This is a genomic window from Pseudomonas sp. GW821-FHT05H12, assembly GCF_059419385.1.
This window is the reverse complement of the sequence record NZ_JBWKRS010000022.1, coordinates 1-17,037: the sequence shown is the minus strand read 5'-3', so window position 1 is coordinate 17,037 and position 17,037 is coordinate 1. Positions and strand designations below refer to the sequence as shown.

The following is a 17,037-nucleotide window of genomic DNA, read 5'->3' as shown; positions in this document are numbered from 1 at the left end:
CCTTCGCAGGGAGTGCGCCAGTGTTGGTTTTAAACGTGGATATTGATTTTTTAAACCGCCCTTTCGGTCATTTATCAACGGTTATATGACCGAATCACTTTTGCTCTAAAACACCGTTACGGGCGTTAGTGACGCCGCAACTTAGTCATAGTGGGTGCACAACTAAGCGAACGCCTCACTTGAGTGCACTTGTAACGTTACTTCGCCCCACTGTGTCGCAAAGTAGCAATGTTAAAACCTTCAACAACCCACATAGAAAACCAATAAAACCAATGCCCTATAGGTTTAAGGCGCGCTTTATCCTTTTATGACCGAATTGAACGCCTTAAAAACAACAACCCCACAGTCAATACCTCGACTGGCACAGTCACTGCTCCGTTACCGGCATTCAAGTCACGTTATCGACACAAGGACTACGCCGCACAATGAGCCCATCATTTGCCCCCCCCACCGACACGTATGATGTCGCGATCATCGGCGCCGGCGTCGTGGGTTGCGCCATGGCGCGGCGCTTCACCCTTGAAGGGGCACGGGTGCTGTTGCTGGAAAAAGGCACCGACATCCTCTCGGGTGCGAGCAAGGGCAACAGTGCCATCTTGCACACCGGTTTCGATGCGCCACCGGGTAGCCTTGAGCTGGCGTGCATGAGAGCGGGTTACCAGGAATACCTGGAGATCCACGGGCACATGAACCTGCCGCTGCTCAAGGCCGGCGCCTTGGTGGTGGCCTGGAGTGACGACGACCTGGCCAAGCTCGACGGCATCCTGCAACAGGCCCATGCCAACGGCGTGACCGATGCGCACCTGATCGGCCCGCAGCAGCTCCAGCACGCCGAACCCCACCTGGCCCACGGCGCCCTGGGGGCCGTGGCGGTGCCCGGAGAATACCTGATCGACCCGTGGTCGGCGCCCCTGGGTTACCTGCAGCACGCCATGGCCCACGGCGCCCGCGTGCACACCGGTACCGAAGTCGAAGCCGGGCATTTTGACGGCCAGGCGTGGCAGCTACGTACCTCGCGCGGCAGTTATATCGCCAACACCGTGATCAACTGCGCCGGGCTGTTCGGCGACCACCTGGAACACCGCCTGCTGGGCGACAGCACCTTTAGCATCCACCCGCGCAAAGGCCAGTTCGTGGTGTTCGACAAGGCCGCGTCCGCCCTGCTCGGCAACATCATCCTGCCGGTGCCCAATGAGCGCACCAAAGGCATCGTCATCACCCGCACCGTCTTTGGCAACTTGCTGGTGGGGCCCACCGCCGAAGAACAGGACGACCGCGTTCACGCCGGCCTGACCCCCGCCATCCTCAACCAATTGATCGACGCCGCCGTGGCCCGCATTCCGGCGCTGGAGGGCATGCCCGTCACCGCCACCTACGCCGCCCTGCGCCCCGCCAGCGAGAAGAAGGAATACCGCATCCACGAAGTGACCGGGCAGCACTGGATCACCGTCGGTGGTATCCGCTCCACCGGGCTGACAGCCGCGCTGGGCATTGCCCGGCATGTGTTCGAGCTGTACAGGCAGCGCGTCCAGCACGCGCCCGTCACACACCTGAGCTGGCCGCACTTGCCCAACCTCGCCGAGCACTTGCCACGGGACTATCAACAGCCGGGCTTTGGCGAAATCGTCTGCCACTGCGAGTGGGTTACCTCGCGGGAAATCCAGGCCACCTTTGCCAGCCCCCTGCCCCCCGGCGACCTCGGTGGCCTCAAGCGTCGCACCCGTGTGTGCATGGGCCGCTGCCAGGGTTTTTACTGCGGCGCCCGCGTGGCCGAACTGAGCGCCGGGCACCTCGCATTGCCACTGGCCACGGGAGCCGCCCATGAAGACTGAGTACGTGGACGTGGCAATCATCGGCAGCGGCCCGGCCGGGTTGTCGGCCGCCGTTGAGCTGCGCCGCCAGGGCGTGGACAACGTGGTGGTGATCGAACGCGACAGCGTGGCCGGTGGCGTGCCGCGCCATTGCGGCCACCCGCCGTTCGGCTTTCGCGAATACGGCCGCCTGTATACCGGGCCCGACTATGCGCGCCGCAACGTCGCCGAAGCCTTGGCCGCCGGTGTGCAACTGCGCCTGGGCCACACCGTGACCCAACTGGGCCATGGCGGTTGCCTGCAGCTGGTGAGCGATGCCGGCGCCGTCACCCTGCAAGCCAAGCGTGTGCTGCTGGCCACCGGCGTGCGCGAGAACCCACGCTCGGCGCGCCTGATCGGCGGTGACCGGCCCCTGGGGGTGATCAACACCGGCGCCCTGCAAGCCTACCTGTACCTGCAACACCTCAAGCCGTTCGAACGGCCGCTGATTATCGGCAGCGAACTGGTGAGTTTGTCCTCGGTGTTCAGTTGCCGCCGTGCCGGGATCAAGCCGGTGGCGATGATCGAGTCGAACTTCCGTGCCACCGCGCGTTGGCCGTTATCGCTGTTCCCATGGCTGTGCGGCGTACCGGTGCATTACGGCGCGCAGCTATTGGAGATCCACGGCACCGGTCGCGTGGAGGCCGCCAGCGTGCGCCTGGCCAACGGGCAGGTGCAGCGCCTGGACTGCGATGGCGTACTGCTCACCGGGCAGTTCCTGCCGGAAGCCAGCCTGGTGCGCCAGAGCCACCTGCTGCTGGACCCGGGCAGCCGTGGCCCGGTGATCGACCAGTACGGCCGCTGCTCCGACCCGGCCTACTTCGCCGCCGGCAACCTGCTGCGCCCGGTGGAAACCGCCGGCTGGTCGTGGCGCGAAGGGGCCCGCGTGGCACACCTGCTGGCCAAGGACTTGCGCGGTGAAATCCCCGCGGCCCAGCGCACCCTGGCCATCCGCTGCCGCCCGCCGTTGAAGCTCTGCGTGCCGCAACGTTTTGCCCCAACCGGCGTGGCCGGCCTTGAGCACCTGCAATTGCGCGTCAGCACAGCCTGCGAAGGCAAATTGACGGTGTATGCCGACGGCGTGCCGATCTGGAGCAAGGCCCTGGCCTGCCTGCCGGAGCGACGCATTTTGATCCCCATTGCCGCACTCAAACTCAACGCCCGTATCACGCAACTGGATGTCGACTTTGTCGGCCATGAACACCCCGCGCCGAACAAAGGAGAGACGCCATGAGAATTGCCGCCCTGGACCAAGGCACTACCAGCACCCGCGTGCTGGTGGTCAGCGATGACGGCTCGGCCGATATCCAGCTCGCCTTGCGCCACCAGCAACACCACCCGCAGCCGGGCTGGGTCGAGCATGACCCGCTGGAGCTGCTGGCCAACCTGCAACGCTGCCTGGAGTCCACCGGGCGCGTGGATGCCATCGGCCTGGCCAACCAGGGCGAAAGCTGCCTGGCATGGGACGCGATCACCGGCAAGCCGCTGTCGCCGGTGATCGTCTGGCAAGACAACCGCACCGGCCTGGCCATCGAACGGCTGCGCGCCGAAGGTGGCGAAGGCCTGACCCTGGCCCGTGCCGGGCTGCCCCTGGACCCGTACTTTTCCGCAAGCAAGCTGAGCTGGATCATCAACCACCTGCCCGCCGCCCAGCAGGCGCTCAAGGCCGGGCGCCTGCGCCTGGGCACCAGTGACGCGTGGTTTCTCGACCGCCTTACCGGGGTGTTCGCCACCGATGTCACCACCGCATCGCGCACCTCGCTGATGAACTTGGCCACCGGGCAATGGGACGCCGAACTCTGTGAACTGTTCGGGGTACCCATCGAGACCCTGCCACCGATTCTCGACACCGTCGGCCATTTCGGTGAGATCGGCGCCACGCCGGTCACCGCCGCCGTGGTCGACCAGCAAGCCTCGTTGTATGGCCACGGCTGCCGCAAGGCCGGCGATGCCAAGATCACCTTTGGCACCGGCGCGTTTGCCCTGACCCTGACCGGCGACGAGATCATCCGCGCCCCGGACAAAGGCCTGCTCGCCACCATCGCCTGGCAGATCGACGGCAAGCCGGTGTACGCCATGGACGGCGGTGTGTACGACGCCAGCGCCGCCGTGGAATGGGCTGGCCGGTTGGGCTTGTTCAGTGATTTTTCCGAACTGGCCGGCTTCGACCAGCCCCCGGCGATTGCCCGCCAGCTGGCGTTCGTGCCGGCATTGTCGGGCCTGGCCTGCCCACACTGGGATCGCAGCGCGGCCGCCTTGTGGGTGGGCATGCACGGCGGCACCACGCGTCAGGACATGTGCCAGGCCGTGCTGGAAGGCGTGGCCCTGCGCAGTGTCGAGGTGATCAGCGCCATGGACCAGTTCCTCAGCGTCACCGACCGCCTGTCCATCGACGGCGGCCTGGCGCGCAGCCCCTATTTCGCGCAGTTCCTCGCCGACGCCTTGCAACGGTGCATCGTGACCCAGCGTTTCGACGAACTTACCGCCTTTGGTTGTGCAGCACTGGCCGCCCGTGGACTGGGCAAAACCCTGGTGGCACCGCGCAACACCTGCACCGAGTTCCACCCCAGGGTCAGCGCGGCCACCGCCCGCGCGTGGAGGGACACCTTCAGCGACGCGGTCAGCCGCTGTCGCACCTGGCGCTAGCCACAGGCAACCGGTGACAACAGGCAGTTGCCACCCGCTTCACCGCCAGGGAATTGACCGGCTCACAACGCCGAAAAAGGCAAAACCACAACAAAAAACACGCTGGCATATGAAGTGCGTCACCCCGTCGGGCCCCGGGCGTCGCAGGTTGCCCTGTCAACCCGTGCGCCGAGCCTTGTCCTGTGCATTTTTTGAAGGAGACATCCCCATGTCTGACACTCTTTCGAGTCCGCAAACCGTTTTACCCGATAAAGGTGCCGACAGCGGCACCGGCTACAAGGAACAGTTCGAACGCTCTCTGGGCAAGTTCGAATCCTTTGCCGTGGCGTTTTCGTTTATCTCGATCACCACCGGGCTGTTTTCCACCTACGGTTCGGTGCTGGTCTCCAGCGGCCCCATCGGCATGTGGACCTGGCCCATCGCAACCCTCGGCACGCTGCTGGTGGCACTGGTGTTCGGGCTGCTGGCGAGCAAGATCCCGCTGTCCGGTTTCAGCTACCAGTGGGCCAGTCGCCTGGTCAACCCGGTGTTGGGCTGGTGGTTTGGCTGGATGAGTTTCGCGTTCATCGCGGTGGTGCTGCTGGCGGTGGATTACGGGCTGGCCCAGGTGGCACTGTTCCCCTTGCTCGGGCTTGAGTACTCACCGGCGGCGGGCGCCATCACCACTGTGGTGGTGCTGTTTATCCAGATGCTGCTGATCATCTGGTCGACGCCGATCCTGACCAAGATCAACAACATGGCCGTGGGGGCGGAAGTGATCGCGATGATCGGCCTGATCGTCGGCATCGGCATCGCCGTGACCTTCTTCGGCAAGGGCCAGGCGTCCAACCTGCTGTCCACCGGCATTGCCCCCACCGAGCACTACTACGGCTGGCTCGGCCCGTTCATGCTCTCGGGCCTGCTCGGCGCCTTCACCCTGGTGGGTTGGGAAGCGGCGGCCAACCTGGCCGAAGAGACCCTCAACCCCAAGCAGGTGGTACCTCGGGCGATGGTCCACGCGGTGCTGGCCAGTGGCGTGATGGGCACGTTGTTCCTGATGGTGATCGGCATGGGCCTGGGCGATCAGGTGGCTGAGTTGAGCAAGAGTTCGGCACCGGTGGCCGACGTGATCCGCATCACCCTGGGCGAAACCCTGAGCAAGCTCATCCTGTTGGTGGTGTGCGTGGCGATCTTTGCCTGTGGCCTGGTGATCATGACCAGCAACAGCCGCCTGGTGCACGCCATGGCCCGCGACGGACGCCTGCCGTTCGCCGAAGCCTTGAGCTACGTGCCACGCCCCACCGGCGGCCCGCTGTGGGCGACGATCCTGGCAGCGCTGATCCCGATGATCATCGTGCTGAGCTTCTACAGCGACCCCGACGCCCTCACGCAAATCCTCGGTGCGGCCACCCTGCTGCCGGCCCTGCTCTACAGCGCCACCGTGCTGCTGTACATCGGCACCCGCCACAAACAGCTGCACCACGCCGACGACTTTACCCTGGGCAAATGGGAGTGGCCGGTGGTGGCTGGCGCGTGCCTGTGGCTGTTCGTGGAGCTGTGCGTGTTCATGATCCCGGCGGACTTTCGCGTGGCACAGATGTACGTGCTGGGCCTGATCGCGGTCGGCGCCGTGGTGTTTGCCTGCGTGTGGGTCACCCGTCGCAAGCAACTGGAACAGATGCCGCCGATCCAGCATTACCTGTAAGCCACACCCCCTTCGCCCACCTGATACGGCAGAGGCTGCCACCCAGCCTTGCGGCATTCGGCTGCGCGCGATTCCTCGGCTGCCCCTGGGCAGCCGGGGTTTACCAATCGGTTTTCGGAGTGACCTGCGCCTCATGCACGTCCACATTGGCCCGCGCCAACGCACTGCCCAGCTCGCCCACCGGCTTGCGATCGATGATCAAGCGGTCGATGCGTTCCAGGGGAAACACCTGGAACAACGCACTGCGGCCGAGCTTGGACGAGTCGGCGATCACCGTGAGGTAGCGCGCCCGGGCAATCATTGCACGGGCGATCTCGGCCTCTTCGATGGAGAAGTCGAACGCACCGTCCACGCTCAGCGCGCCGATGGTGACCACGGCGTGCTCGGCGTTGAAACGGGCGATCTGCTCCAGCGCCAGCGGCCCGCTGTTCTGGTTGGATTCGGGGCGGTACTCGCCACCGATCATGAACACCCGGTTGCCACTGGCGCCGATGCTGTCGGCGATCTGCAAGGAGTTGGTGATCACCGTGATGCGGTTGAGCCGCGCCAGTTCGCGGGCGAAAAACAAGGTGGTGGTGCCGGTATCGATCAGCAGGCTGTCGCCCGGCGAATACAAGCCGGCGGCATAGCGCGCCACTGCGCGTTTTTCCTGGGAGAACTCGTTCATGCGGGTCTGGAACGCGTTCTCGTGTTCACCACGGGGCGGCAGCGAGGCCCCGCCATGAAACTTGGTGACCTGGCCGCTATCGGCGAGGTCCGCGAGGTCGCGGCGAATGGTTTCCTGGGAGGCGCTGAGGGTACGGGCCAGTTCGTCGACGGAGATGCGCTCGCGCTGGCGAAGCAGTTCGAGGATGTGTTGGCGGCGCTCGTTGGGACGCATGGCGGTCTCCGTGTCGGTGCTGAGGTGACGGCAAAACTAAGTGGATTCGGTCACCAATTCAACAGATAAGCCACAGAATTTTATTCATTCATCAAAAAAACAGAGGTATTTATGCGCAAGATTTTTCTCGCCTGCCCTTACAGCCACGCCGACGCAGCCGTGGTCGAGGAACGGTTTATCGCTTGCAACAAGGTTGCTGCCGGGATTATCGAGGCGGGTCATGCCGTGTTCAGCCAGGTGTCGATGTCTCACCCGATCAACCAGGCGTTCGTGGGCAAGGACAACGCAGCCATCGGCAAGTTATGGGCGCCAGTGGATGCGGTGTTCATGGCGTTGCTCGACGAGCTGATCGTGCTGGACCTGCCGGGGTGGGAATTGAGTGGGGGGATCAAGCGCGAGATCGCGTTTTTTGAAGCGAGGGGACGCCGGGTAAGCCTGTGGTCGAACGTTGCAGCACAATTCACCTGACCCTGACGGCTAATTCCTATCCCCCCTGTAGGAGCTGGCTTGCCAGCGATGGCGGCAGGTCAGGCAACTTCGCGTCCACTGACAGATCGCCATCGCCGGCAAGCCGGCTCCTACAGGTCCAACACACCGGCAATAAAGGTGGGTGGTGGGTCAGACAGACAGGTAGCGGCTGATCGTGGCCTCGTCCACGCGGTCACGGGTCTCTTCGATCACGAAGCGGCCCTTCTCGATGACGAGGAAGCGGTCGGCGATTTCCAGGGTGAAGGACAGCACCTGCTCGGACACGACGATGGTCAGGTCCCGCAGGTTGCGGATCTCCTTCAAGGTGCGGGCGATGTCCTTGATGATCGACGGCTGGATGCCCTCCGTCGGTTCATCGAGCAATAACACCTTGGGGTTGGTCGCCAGCGCGCGAGCAATTGCCAGCTGCTGTTGCTGCCCACCCGACAGGTTGCCGCCCTTGCGCGACTGCATGTCGTGCAGCACCGGAAACAACGCATACAAGTCCTCCGGCACCTTGCCCCGCGCCGAGGCCGGCAAGCCGGTCTGGATGTTTTCCAGCACGGTCATGCTCGGGAAAATCATGCGGCCCTGGGGCACATAGGCGATGCCCCGCTCTACCCGCTCGTGGGTTTCCAGCGCCGACACATCGTGCCCGTCCACACTCACCTGGCCTTTCCATTGCGGCAGGATGCCCATCAGGCTCTTGAACAAGGTGGTCTTGCCCATGCCGTTGCGGCCCATCACCGCGACAATCTCGCGCTTGGCCACGTTCAGGTCCAGATCGTGGAGGATCTGGCTCTGCCCGTAGCCGCAGGACAATTGGTCGATCTTGAACATGCCTGCTTCCTCAGTGGCCCAAATACACTTCGATGACTTTAGGGTTGCTTTGCACCGACTCCATGCTGCCCTCGGCGAGCACCTTGCCCTGGTGCAGCACAGTGACCTTGTGGGCGATGCTTTTGACGAACTCCATGTCGTGCTCGATCACCAGCACCGAACGGCCCTGGCTGATGCGGTTGAGCAGCTCGGCGGTCTGCGCACGTTCGTTGACGCTCATGCCCGCCACGGGCTCGTCGAGCATCAGCAGCTCGGGGTCTTGCATCAGCAGCATGCCGATCTCCAGCCACTGCTTCTGCCCGTGGGACAACAGGTCAGCCTGCTGTTGCAGCAAGTCGCCGAGGAAGATCTCCCGCGCCACCTCCTCCACTCGTGCAATCACTTGGGCGTTGCGCTTGAAGAACAGCGCGCCCCACACCTTGCGCCCGGCCGGGTAGGACATCTCCAGGTTTTCGAACACCGTGAGGTTCTCGTAGATCGACGGGTTCTGGAACTTGCGCCCAACGCCTGCGCGCACGATGTTGTACTCGCGCATTTTGGTCAGTTCCTGCCCATCGAACTGGATGCTGCCGCTGGTGGCGCGGGTCTTGCCGCAGATCAGGTCGAGCACGGTGGTCTTGCCGGCGCCGTTGGGGCCGATCACCACGCGCACTTCATTGCGGTCGATATACAGGTTGAGGTTGTCGACCGCCTTGAAGCCGTCGAACGACACGGTGAGGCCTTCGATGGCCAGCACCGGTTTTTTCATCTCAAAGCCGACGGCGGTCATGGCTGGGTCTCCAGGATTTTGGTTTTGGCCTTGGCTTTAACCGGGGCTTTCACCACCGGTGTGCGCCGCAGCAGTTTGGCCAATGCCTGGCGGCCATGGCTCTCCCACAACCCGGCCAGGCCGTTGGGGAAGTACATCACCACGGCAATGAACAACCCGCCCATCAGGTACAGCCACAGTTCGGGAAACGACTCGGAAAAGTAGGTCTTGCCGTAGTTCACCAGCAACGCGCCATACACCGCGCCCAGCAGCGACATGCGCCCGCCCACGGCGGCAAAGATCACCATCTCGATCGACGGCACGATGCCCACGAACGACGGCGACATAAAGCCCACCTGCAAGGCAAACATCGCCCCGCCCATCGCCGAGAACGCAGCAGCCACGCAAAACACGAAGATCTTGAAGCTGGCCACGTCATAGCCGGAAAAACGCACGCGCTCTTCCTTGTCGCGCATCGCCATCAGCAACCGACCGAGCTTGGACGCGAGGATGAAGCGGCCAATGAATATGCAGCCAAACAGCAAGCCCGCATTGATGAAATACAGGATCAGCTTGGCGCTGTCGGTGCGCAGGTCCCAGCCGAGCAGGGTCTTGAGGTCGGTGATGCCGTTGACGCCACCGGTCAGGCCTTGCTGGCCGACGATCAGCACGGTGAGGATCAGTGCAATCGCCTGGGTGACGATGGAGAAATACACATCCCCCACCCGCCGTTTGAACAGCGCCAGGCCGATCACGAACGCCAGCAAGACCGGCACGGCGATCACCGCCACCAGGGTAAAGCTGAAACTGTGGAACGGCTGCCACAACAGCGGCAGTTCGGTGATCTGGTTCCAGTCCATGAAGTCCGGGATGCCAGGGGTGGATTGGATTTTGGTGCTCTCCGGGTCCGATGCCTCCAGCTTGAGGAACATCGCCATGCAATAGCCGCCAACGCCGAAGAACACGCCCTGCCCCAGGCTGAGAATGCCGCCATAGCCCCAGCACAGCACCAGGCCCACCGCGACGAACGCGTAGGTCAGGTACTTGCCGACCATGTTCAGGCGGAACGCGTCCAGGGTCAGGGGGAATACCACCAGGATCAACAGCGCCAGCAGCACGATGCCGATCAGGTTTTGCTGGCCGCCCAGCAGCTTGTCTAAAGCCTTCATCTGCTCGCCTCTACTTGCGCACTTTGATGGAGAACAACCCTTGCGGGCGCAGCATCAGGATCAGGATCACCGAGGACAAGGTCAGTACCTTGGCCATCGAGCCACTGAGGAAAAACTCCGACAGCGATTGGGTCTGGGCAATCACGAACGCCGAGGCGATGGTGCCGAACAGGCTCTGCGCACCGCCAAACACCACCACCAGGAAGGTGTCGACGATGTACTGCGACCCCGCCGTGGGCCCGGTGGAGCCAATGGTGGTGAACGCCGCACCCGCCACCCCGGCCACACCACAGCCGAGGGCGAAGGTCATGCGGTCGACCTTGCGCGTATTGATGCCCACCGCCCGGCTCATCAGGCGGTTCTGCACCGTGGCGCGCACCTGCAAGCCCCAGCGCGAGCGGTAGAGCATGATGAAGATCGCACCGGTCAGCAGCAGGGTCAGGCCCATCATGAACAGGCCGTTGCGCGGGATCTCGATGGCGTCGGTGAAGTTTACCGAGCCCATTAGCCAGGCCGGCGGTTCGGCGCTGACTTCACGGGCGCCGAACACCGAGCGGAAGGTTTGCTGCATCACCAGGGACAGGCCCCAGGTGGCCAGCAAGGTGTCCAGCGGGCGCTTGTACAAACGGCTGATCATCGCCCACTCCACCAGCCAGCCGATGGCGCCGGCGACGAGGAATGACAGGGCGATGGCAAAGAAGAAGTAATAGGGTTGGAAGCTCGGCGCAAAGTGCGCAGTCAGGCTGGAACACACGTAGGTGGTGTAGGCGCCAATGGTCAGGAACTCGCCGTGGGCCATGTTGATCACGCCCATCTGACCAAAGATGATCGCCAGCCCCAATGCCATCAGCAACAGCACGCAGAACACGGACAAGCCGTTGAACCCCTGCATTGCCGCGATGGCTCCAAATTCCGATAGCCATTCCATGATGATGGTCTCCTGAGAACCAGGTGATAATTGAAATGCGGTCTGCTGTTGCTTTATGTGGGAGCTGGCTTGTCGGATCGCCGCACCGCTGCGATGCAGGCACCTCGGTCTCTAGGTGATACAGAGGTGATGCAATCGCAGGCAAGCCAGCTCCCACACAAAGCCCGTTCCCACAGGTGGATCGGTGTGTTCCGCAGGGTTATTGGTAGCCTTTCGGGAACGGGTTCGGCTCGATCAGATCCGACTCGTAGATCACCTTGAACTGGCCGTTGGGCTGCACTTCACCGATGCGCGATTTGCTCCACAGGTGATGGTTCTCGTGGATCTTCACGTAGCCTTCCGGCGCCGTTTTCAGTTCGATGCCCGGGGACGCGGCGACGACTTTATCCACGTCGAAACTGCCGGCCTTCTCCACCGCGGCTTTCCACAACCAGGGGCCGAGGTAGGCGGCCTGGGTCACGTCGCCGATCACCGCGTCCTTGCCGTACTTGGCCTTGAAGGCTTCGACGAAGGCTTTGTTGTTCGGGTTGTCCAGGCTCTGGAAGTACTTCATCGAGGCATAGAAACCGGCCATGTTTTCACCGCCGATGCCGAGCAGTTCGTCTTCGGTGACCGACAGCGTCAGCAAGGTCTGCTTGGACGCGTTCACGCCGGCCGCGTTGAGCTGTTTGTAGAAGGCCACGTTGGAGCCGCCCACCACCGCAGCGAACACCACATCCGGCTTCTTCAGCTTGACCTTGTTGATCAGCGAGCCGAACTGGGTGTTGCCCAGCGGGTAGTAATCTTCGCCGACCACGGTGCCGTGCAGCACGTTTTCAATGTGCTTGCGTGCGATCTTCATCGAGGTGCGCGGCCAGATGTAGTCCGAGCCCACCAGGTAGAAGGTCTTGGCGCCTTTGGTCTTGGCGATCCAGTCGAGGCTGGCGAGGATCTGCTGGGTGGCTTCCTGCCCGGTGTAGATCACGTTTTTCGACTGCTCCAGGCCTTCGTAGAAGGTCGGGTAGTAGAGCAAACCGTTTTCTTTTTCGAAGATCGGCAGCACCGCCTTGCGCGACGCCGAGGTCCAGCAGCCGAACACGGCGGCGACCTTATCGTTGACCAGCAGCTTCTTGGCTTTCTCGGCGAAGGTCGGCCAGTCGGATGCGCCGTCTTCCTGGATCACCTTGATCTGCCGACCGAGAATACCGCCCGACGCGTTGATCTGCTCGATGGCCAGGCGCTCGGCCTGGATCGAGCCGGTCTCGGAGATGGCCATGGTGCCGGTGGCCGAGTGCAACTGGCCGACGGTGACTTCGGTGGGGGTCACGGCCAAGCCTTCGTTATCGGCCAGCACGCCCTGGCTGAACAGAGCGGCCGCCAGTAATGACAAGGCCAACAGCGGTGTGGAGCGGATCAATCTTCGTGCCATGGGGCGACTCCTCTGCAATGAGGGGTCCAGCATGGCGGCAGGGGGCCAGCGCGGGTATACGCAGCCTGACGTAAGCGGGTACGTCATTTGACGTATGCCGCTGCGCACCATTTTCGCGCAGGATCGCGCCCGCCCACCGCCCCAAAACCCTGTGGGAGCTGGCTTGCCTGCGATAGCGGTGTGTCAGCCGACCTCTCCAGTGCCTGATCCACCGCTATCGCAGGCAAGCCAGCTCCCACATTTTGAATCGGGGCATGGAACTTGCTCATCCGATTTAGCCTTCTTTGCGGAGTCCCCCCACCGTGCATCCCCCTCCCGGCACCCAGCGCATCGTCAAGATCCGCCGCGACTACAACACCTGGGTCGCCGACGAGACCATGGAAGACTACGCCCTGCGCTACACCCCCAAGTCCTTTCGCAAATGGTCGGAGCTGCGCATCGCCAACACCGCCTTGGGCGCGGTGTCGTTCCTGGCGCTGGAGGCCATCGGCGGCGTCTTGGCCTTGAGTTATGGGTTCACCAACACCTTCTGGGCGATCCTGGCGATCAGCCTGGTGATTTTCCTCACCGGCCTGCCCATCAGTTATTACGCCGCGCGCTATGGCGTGGACATGGACCTGCTCACCCGTGGCGCCGGTTTCGGCTACATCGGCTCCACCATCACCTCGCTGATCTACGCCAGCTTCACCTTCCTGTTCTTCGCCCTCGAAGCGGCGATCATGGCCCTGGCCCTGGAGCTGTATTTCCACATCCCGCTGGCGATTGCCTATGTGATCTGTTCATTGCTGGTGATCCCCTTGGTGGCCTACGGCGTGACCCTGATCAGCCGCCTGCAACTGTGGACGCAGCCGATCTGGCTACTGTTGCTGGTACTGCCCTACGGCTTTGTGGCGTGGAAAAACCCCGACGCCTTCAGCGACTGGACCAGCTTTGTGGGGCGCAGCGGCGAAGGGGGCGGGTTCAACCTGCTGGCTTTCTGCGCCGCGTGCACCGTGGCGTTGTCCCTGGTGACGCAGATCGGCGAACAGGTGGATTACCTGCGCTTCCTGCCGGAAAAAACCGCCGCCAACCGCAAGCGCTGGTGGGCCGCCCTGCTCTGCGCCGGCCCCGGCTGGATCATCCCCGGCGCGTTGAAGATGTTTGCCGGGGCGTTCCTGGCGTTTCTCGCCCTGCAACACGAAATCCCCATGGAGCGCGCCGCCGAGCCGACCCAGATGTACCTGGTCGCCTTCCGCTATGTGTTCAGCTCGCCGGAATGGGCCCTCGGCGCCATGGTGCTGTTCGTGTTCATTTCGCAGATGAAGATCAACCTGACCAACGCCTACGCCGGCTCCCTGGCCTGGTCGAACTTCTTCGCCCGCGTCACCCACAGCCACCCCGGCCGCGTGGTGTGGCTGGTGTTCAACGTGGCCATCGCGCTGATGCTGATGGAGCTGGGCGTGTTCGATGTGATCGACCAGGTGCTGGGGCTCTACGCCAATGTGGCGATAGCCTGGATCGGCACGCTGGTGGCGGACTTGGTGATCAACAAGCCGTTGGGCCTGTCGCCCAAGCACATCGAGTTCAAACGCGCGCACCTCTACGACATCAACCCGGTGGGGGTCGGTTCGATGCTGATCGCGTCGTTGCTGTCGATCCTCGCCCACTTCGGCCTGTTCGGTGCCCTGGCCCAGGCTGCGCCCCCCTTTGTCGCGCTGGGCACAGCGCTGGTGATGGCGCCGTTGTTGGCCTGGCTGACCGGGGGCAAGTACTACATCGCCCGCACCAGCGATGTGCAGTTGATTCACCCGGTGGCGCCGGCCACCCACGCGGTGTGCGGGCTGTGCAGCAACCCGTTCGAAACCGCCGACATGGCGTTCTGCCCGGCCTACAGCACGCCAATCTGCTCGTTGTGCTGCTCGCTGGATGCGCGTTGTGGCGACCGCTGCAAACCCCACGCGCGCCTGGTCACCCAGTTCGAAGGCGTGTTGCGCTGGCTGCTGCCGAATACGATGATGCCGCGCCTGCACACGCGCCTGGCGCATTACCTGGGGTTGCTGCTGGCGCTGGTGTTGATGCTCGCTGGCGCCCTGGCGTTGATCTACGTGCAGGCTGCCCAGGGGCTGCCTCATTCGGAAACCTTGTACCAGGCGTTCTTCAAAGCCTTCCTGACCCTGTCGGTGTTGGCCGCTGTGCTCGCCTGGTGGGTGGTACTCACCCGTGAAAGCCGTGGCGTGGCCCAGCAGGAATCCGACCGCCAGACCCTGCTGTTGATGCAGGAAATCGACGCCCACAGCCTCACCGACCAGGCCCTGCAACAGGCCAAGGAAGCCTCGGAAGCAGCGAATGCCGCCAAGAGCCGCTACGTCACCGGGCTGTCCCACGAGCTGCGCACACCGCTGAACAGCATCCTCGGTTTCACCCAGATCCTGCAGCGCGACAGCGCCATGCCCGAGCAGCATCAGGACGCCCTGGCGACCATCCTGCGCAGCGGCTCGCACCTGGTGTCGCTGATCGACGGGCTGCTGGATGTGGCCAAGATCGAGGCGGGCAAGTTGCGCCTGGAACTCACCGAAATTCCCTTCCCGGAACTGCTTCACGACCTGGAACAGATGTTCACGCCCCAGGCCCAGGACAAGGGCCTGCGCTTTCGCCTGGACTGCGCGGGCAATATCCCGGCGGTGGTCCGCGGCGATGAGAAGCGCGTGCGGCAGATCCTGATCAACCTGCTGGGCAATGCGGTGAACTTCACCGACAGCGGCGAGGTGTGCCTGCGGGTGAGCTACAGGCGCGAGACGGCCAATTTTGAAATCATCGACACCGGCATCGGCATTGACCCGGGGCAGCTGGAGCGGATTTTCCAGCCGTTCGAGCGCGGCGACCTGATGCGCCAGGACAAGGGCGTGGGCCTGGGGCTGACCATCACGCGCATGCTCACCGCGTTGATGGGCGGCGAGTTACGCGTCACCAGCGAACTGGACAAGGGCACGTGCTTCCAGGTGCGGCTGTTCCTGTCCCAGGTACGTGCGCCGCAAGCGGTGGTGCATGTGGAGCACGACATCATCGGCTATCTCGGTTCACGCCGGCGCATTCTGGTGGTGGATGACCACGTGGACCATCGCAAGGTACTCAGCGGCATGCTCACGCCCCTGGGGTTTGAAGTGATCCAGGCCAGCAACGGCCAGGACGCGATCCGCCAGGTGGCGCTGCTGGCCCCTGACCTGATCCTGATGGACCTGTCGATGCCGACGCTGGACGGCTATGAGACCAGCCGCCTGATCCGGCGCAACGCGCTGTCGACCGCACCGATCATCGTGATCTCGGCCAATGCCTTTACCGACGACCGCGAACGCAGTATCGCGGCTGCCTGCAACGACTACCTGGCCAAGCCGGTGCGCACGCCGGAACTGCTCGGGCGCCTGCAAACACACCTGGGCCTGGAGTGGCTGCGGCGCACCCAAAGCCGCGTGCCGCCTGCGCCACCCAGCGTGCTGCCCAGCCCCGAAGACCTGGCTGCCCTCGCCGAACTTAGCGCCATCGGCTATGTGCGCGGCCTGCACGAACGACTCGACACGATCCTTGTACAAACTCCCGACGCCGCGCCTTTCATCAGCAAAGTGCGCGGTTTGCTCAAGGGCTTTCGCCTGGATGAACTCAACCGAACCCTCAAGGAGGCCGTAGATGAATGCACTCACCCGCAGCACTGAACCTGGCGTGGTGCTGATCGTCGATGACACGCCGGACAACCTGGCGATGTTGTCCGATGCCCTCGACGACGCCGGCTACATGGTGCTGGTGGCCCTCGATGGCCTCAGCGCATTGAACCGCGTACAGCGCCGCCGCCCGGACCTGATCCTGCTCGACGCGATGATGCCGGGCCTGGACGGTTTCGAGACCTGTCGCCGGCTCAAGGCCCAACCGGCCAGCGCGGATATCCCGGTGGTGTTCATGACCGGGCTGACTGACAGCAAGCATGTGGTGCAGGGGTTTGAAGTGGGTGGCAGCGACTACGTGACCAAGCCGATCCAGACCGACGAGGTGCTGGCACGGGTGGCAGCGCATTTGCGCACATCGCGCATTTTGCTGTCGGCGCGGGAGGCCAAGCAGCCGAGTGTGCTGACGCTGGAGGATGAGCCGGCGCACCGCTTGTTATCGGCGCGGTTTGCGTTGACGGAACGGGAGGTGGAGGTGCTGCGCTGGGTGGCGTGCGGCAAGACCAATCGGGATATCGGTGACATTTTGGGGTTGAGCCCGAGGACAGTAAACAAGCACCTGGAGCATGTGTATGTGAAGCTCGGCGTGGAGACCCGCACCGCTGCCACCTCCGTAGCGTTGGCTGCGATCTGACCCCTGTAGGAGCCGGGGGGGGGGGGGGGGGGGGGGGGGGGGGGGGGGGGGGGGGGGGGGGGGGGGGGGGGGGGGGGGGGGGGGGGGGGG

13 protein-coding genes are annotated in these 17,037 nt (G+C 63.6%); 7 read left to right on the top strand and 6 right to left on the bottom strand.

Annotation, left to right across the window (positions count from 1 at the left end; all coding sequences use genetic code 11):
* The first annotated feature begins 425 nt into the window (after positions 1–425).
* From AC07SU_RS19425 to AC07SU_RS19410, 4 genes are all read left to right on the top strand, one after another.
* A complete protein-coding gene (locus AC07SU_RS19425; protein ID WP_494997928.1) occupies positions 426–1,832 on the top strand; it encodes an NAD(P)/FAD-dependent oxidoreductase in 1,407 nt (468 codons plus the stop codon).
* Entirely contained in the window at positions 1,822–3,084 is a 1,263-nt protein-coding gene (locus AC07SU_RS19420; RefSeq protein WP_494997927.1) for an NAD(P)/FAD-dependent oxidoreductase, read from the top strand. Before AC07SU_RS19425 ends, AC07SU_RS19420 begins: the two co-directional genes overlap by 11 nt.
* The gene (locus AC07SU_RS19415; protein WP_494997926.1) at positions 3,081–4,496 is read left to right on the top strand and encodes an FGGY family carbohydrate kinase; all 1,416 of its coding nucleotides are present in this window, start codon (positions 3,081–3,083) and stop codon (positions 4,494–4,496) included. The genes AC07SU_RS19420 and AC07SU_RS19415 overlap by 4 nt, the downstream gene beginning before the upstream one ends.
* 208 nt (positions 4,497–4,704) lie before the next feature.
* Entirely contained in the window at positions 4,705–6,180 is a 1,476-nt protein-coding gene (locus AC07SU_RS19410; protein ID WP_176996534.1) for an amino acid permease, read from the top strand.
* A gap of 100 nt (positions 6,181–6,280) precedes the next feature.
* Here the strand turns inward: AC07SU_RS19410 and AC07SU_RS19405 are convergent, their stop codons facing one another.
* On the bottom strand, positions 6,281–7,060 hold the full coding sequence (locus tag AC07SU_RS19405) for a DeoR/GlpR family DNA-binding transcription regulator (RefSeq protein ID WP_176996535.1): 780 nt from the start codon (positions 7,058–7,060) through the stop codon (positions 6,281–6,283).
* Between the two features lie 111 nt (positions 7,061–7,171).
* Between AC07SU_RS19405 and AC07SU_RS19400 the strand changes: the two genes are divergently transcribed.
* Complete coding sequence (locus AC07SU_RS19400; RefSeq protein ID WP_494997925.1) at positions 7,172–7,528, top strand: DUF1937 family protein; 357 nt, start codon at positions 7,172–7,174, stop codon at positions 7,526–7,528.
* Between the two features lie 150 nt (positions 7,529–7,678).
* On the opposite strand, the gene urtE is transcribed toward AC07SU_RS19400, so the two are convergent.
* The 5 genes from urtE to urtA form a co-directional block, all read right to left on the bottom strand.
* Complete coding sequence (gene urtE / locus AC07SU_RS19395; RefSeq protein WP_138815132.1) at positions 7,679–8,368, bottom strand: urea ABC transporter ATP-binding subunit UrtE; 690 nt, start codon at positions 8,366–8,368, stop codon at positions 7,679–7,681.
* 10 nt (positions 8,369–8,378) lie between these two features.
* Positions 8,379–9,137 (bottom strand): urea ABC transporter ATP-binding protein UrtD, encoded by a 759-nt coding sequence (gene urtD, locus AC07SU_RS19390; RefSeq protein ID WP_025855702.1) that lies wholly within the window; start codon positions 9,135–9,137, stop codon positions 8,379–8,381.
* The gene (urtC, locus tag AC07SU_RS19385; RefSeq protein ID WP_494997924.1) at positions 9,134–10,285 is read right to left on the bottom strand and encodes an urea ABC transporter permease subunit UrtC; all 1,152 of its coding nucleotides are present in this window, start codon (positions 10,283–10,285) and stop codon (positions 9,134–9,136) included. The genes urtD and urtC overlap by 4 nt, the downstream gene beginning before the upstream one ends.
* Before the next feature lie 10 nt (positions 10,286–10,295).
* Positions 10,296–11,213, bottom strand: coding sequence for an urea ABC transporter permease subunit UrtB (gene urtB / locus AC07SU_RS19380; protein WP_176996539.1), 918 nt, complete (start codon positions 11,211–11,213; stop codon positions 10,296–10,298).
* A gap of 199 nt (positions 11,214–11,412) precedes the next feature.
* Positions 11,413–12,621: an urea ABC transporter substrate-binding protein gene (gene urtA / locus AC07SU_RS19375; protein ID WP_494997923.1), complete on the bottom strand. Its 1,209-nt coding sequence runs from the start codon at positions 12,619–12,621 to the stop codon at positions 11,413–11,415.
* Positions 12,622–12,923: 302 nt separating this feature from the next.
* Between urtA and AC07SU_RS19370 the strand changes: the two genes are divergently transcribed.
* Complete coding sequence (locus tag AC07SU_RS19370; protein WP_494997922.1) at positions 12,924–16,307, top strand: ATP-binding protein; 3,384 nt, start codon at positions 12,924–12,926, stop codon at positions 16,305–16,307.
* Entirely contained in the window at positions 16,282–16,947 is a 666-nt protein-coding gene (locus AC07SU_RS19365; protein ID WP_494997921.1) for a response regulator, read from the top strand. Before AC07SU_RS19370 ends, AC07SU_RS19365 begins: the two co-directional genes overlap by 26 nt.
* Positions 16,948–17,037: the final 90 nt, after the last annotated feature.

Bases quoted from the DNA above. Each gene is read 5' to 3' on its own strand.
- AC07SU_RS19425 (WP_494997928.1), top strand. From the start codon at position 426: ATGAGCCCATCATTTGCCCCCCCCACCGACACGTATGATGTCGCGATC.
- AC07SU_RS19420 (WP_494997927.1), top strand. From the start codon at position 1,822: ATGAAGACTGAGTACGTGGACGTGGCAATCATCGGCAGCGGCCCGGCC.
- AC07SU_RS19415 (WP_494997926.1), top strand. From the start codon at position 3,081: ATGAGAATTGCCGCCCTGGACCAAGGCACTACCAGCACCCGCGTGCTG.
- AC07SU_RS19410 (WP_176996534.1), top strand. From the start codon at position 4,705: ATGTCTGACACTCTTTCGAGTCCGCAAACCGTTTTACCCGATAAAGGT.
- AC07SU_RS19405 (WP_176996535.1), bottom strand. From the start codon at position 7,060: ATGCGTCCCAACGAGCGCCGCCAACACATCCTCGAACTGCTTCGCCAG.
- AC07SU_RS19400 (WP_494997925.1), top strand. From the start codon at position 7,172: ATGCGCAAGATTTTTCTCGCCTGCCCTTACAGCCACGCCGACGCAGCC.
- urtE (WP_138815132.1), bottom strand. From the start codon at position 8,368: ATGTTCAAGATCGACCAATTGTCCTGCGGCTACGGGCAGAGCCAGATC.
- urtD (WP_025855702.1), bottom strand. From the start codon at position 9,137: ATGACCGCCGTCGGCTTTGAGATGAAAAAACCGGTGCTGGCCATCGAA.
- urtC (WP_494997924.1), bottom strand. From the start codon at position 10,285: ATGAAGGCTTTAGACAAGCTGCTGGGCGGCCAGCAAAACCTGATCGGC.
- urtB (WP_176996539.1), bottom strand. From the start codon at position 11,213: ATGGAATGGCTATCGGAATTTGGAGCCATCGCGGCAATGCAGGGGTTC.
- urtA (WP_494997923.1), bottom strand. From the start codon at position 12,621: ATGGCACGAAGATTGATCCGCTCCACACCGCTGTTGGCCTTGTCATTA.
- AC07SU_RS19365 (WP_494997921.1), top strand. From the start codon at position 16,282: ATGAATGCACTCACCCGCAGCACTGAACCTGGCGTGGTGCTGATCGTC.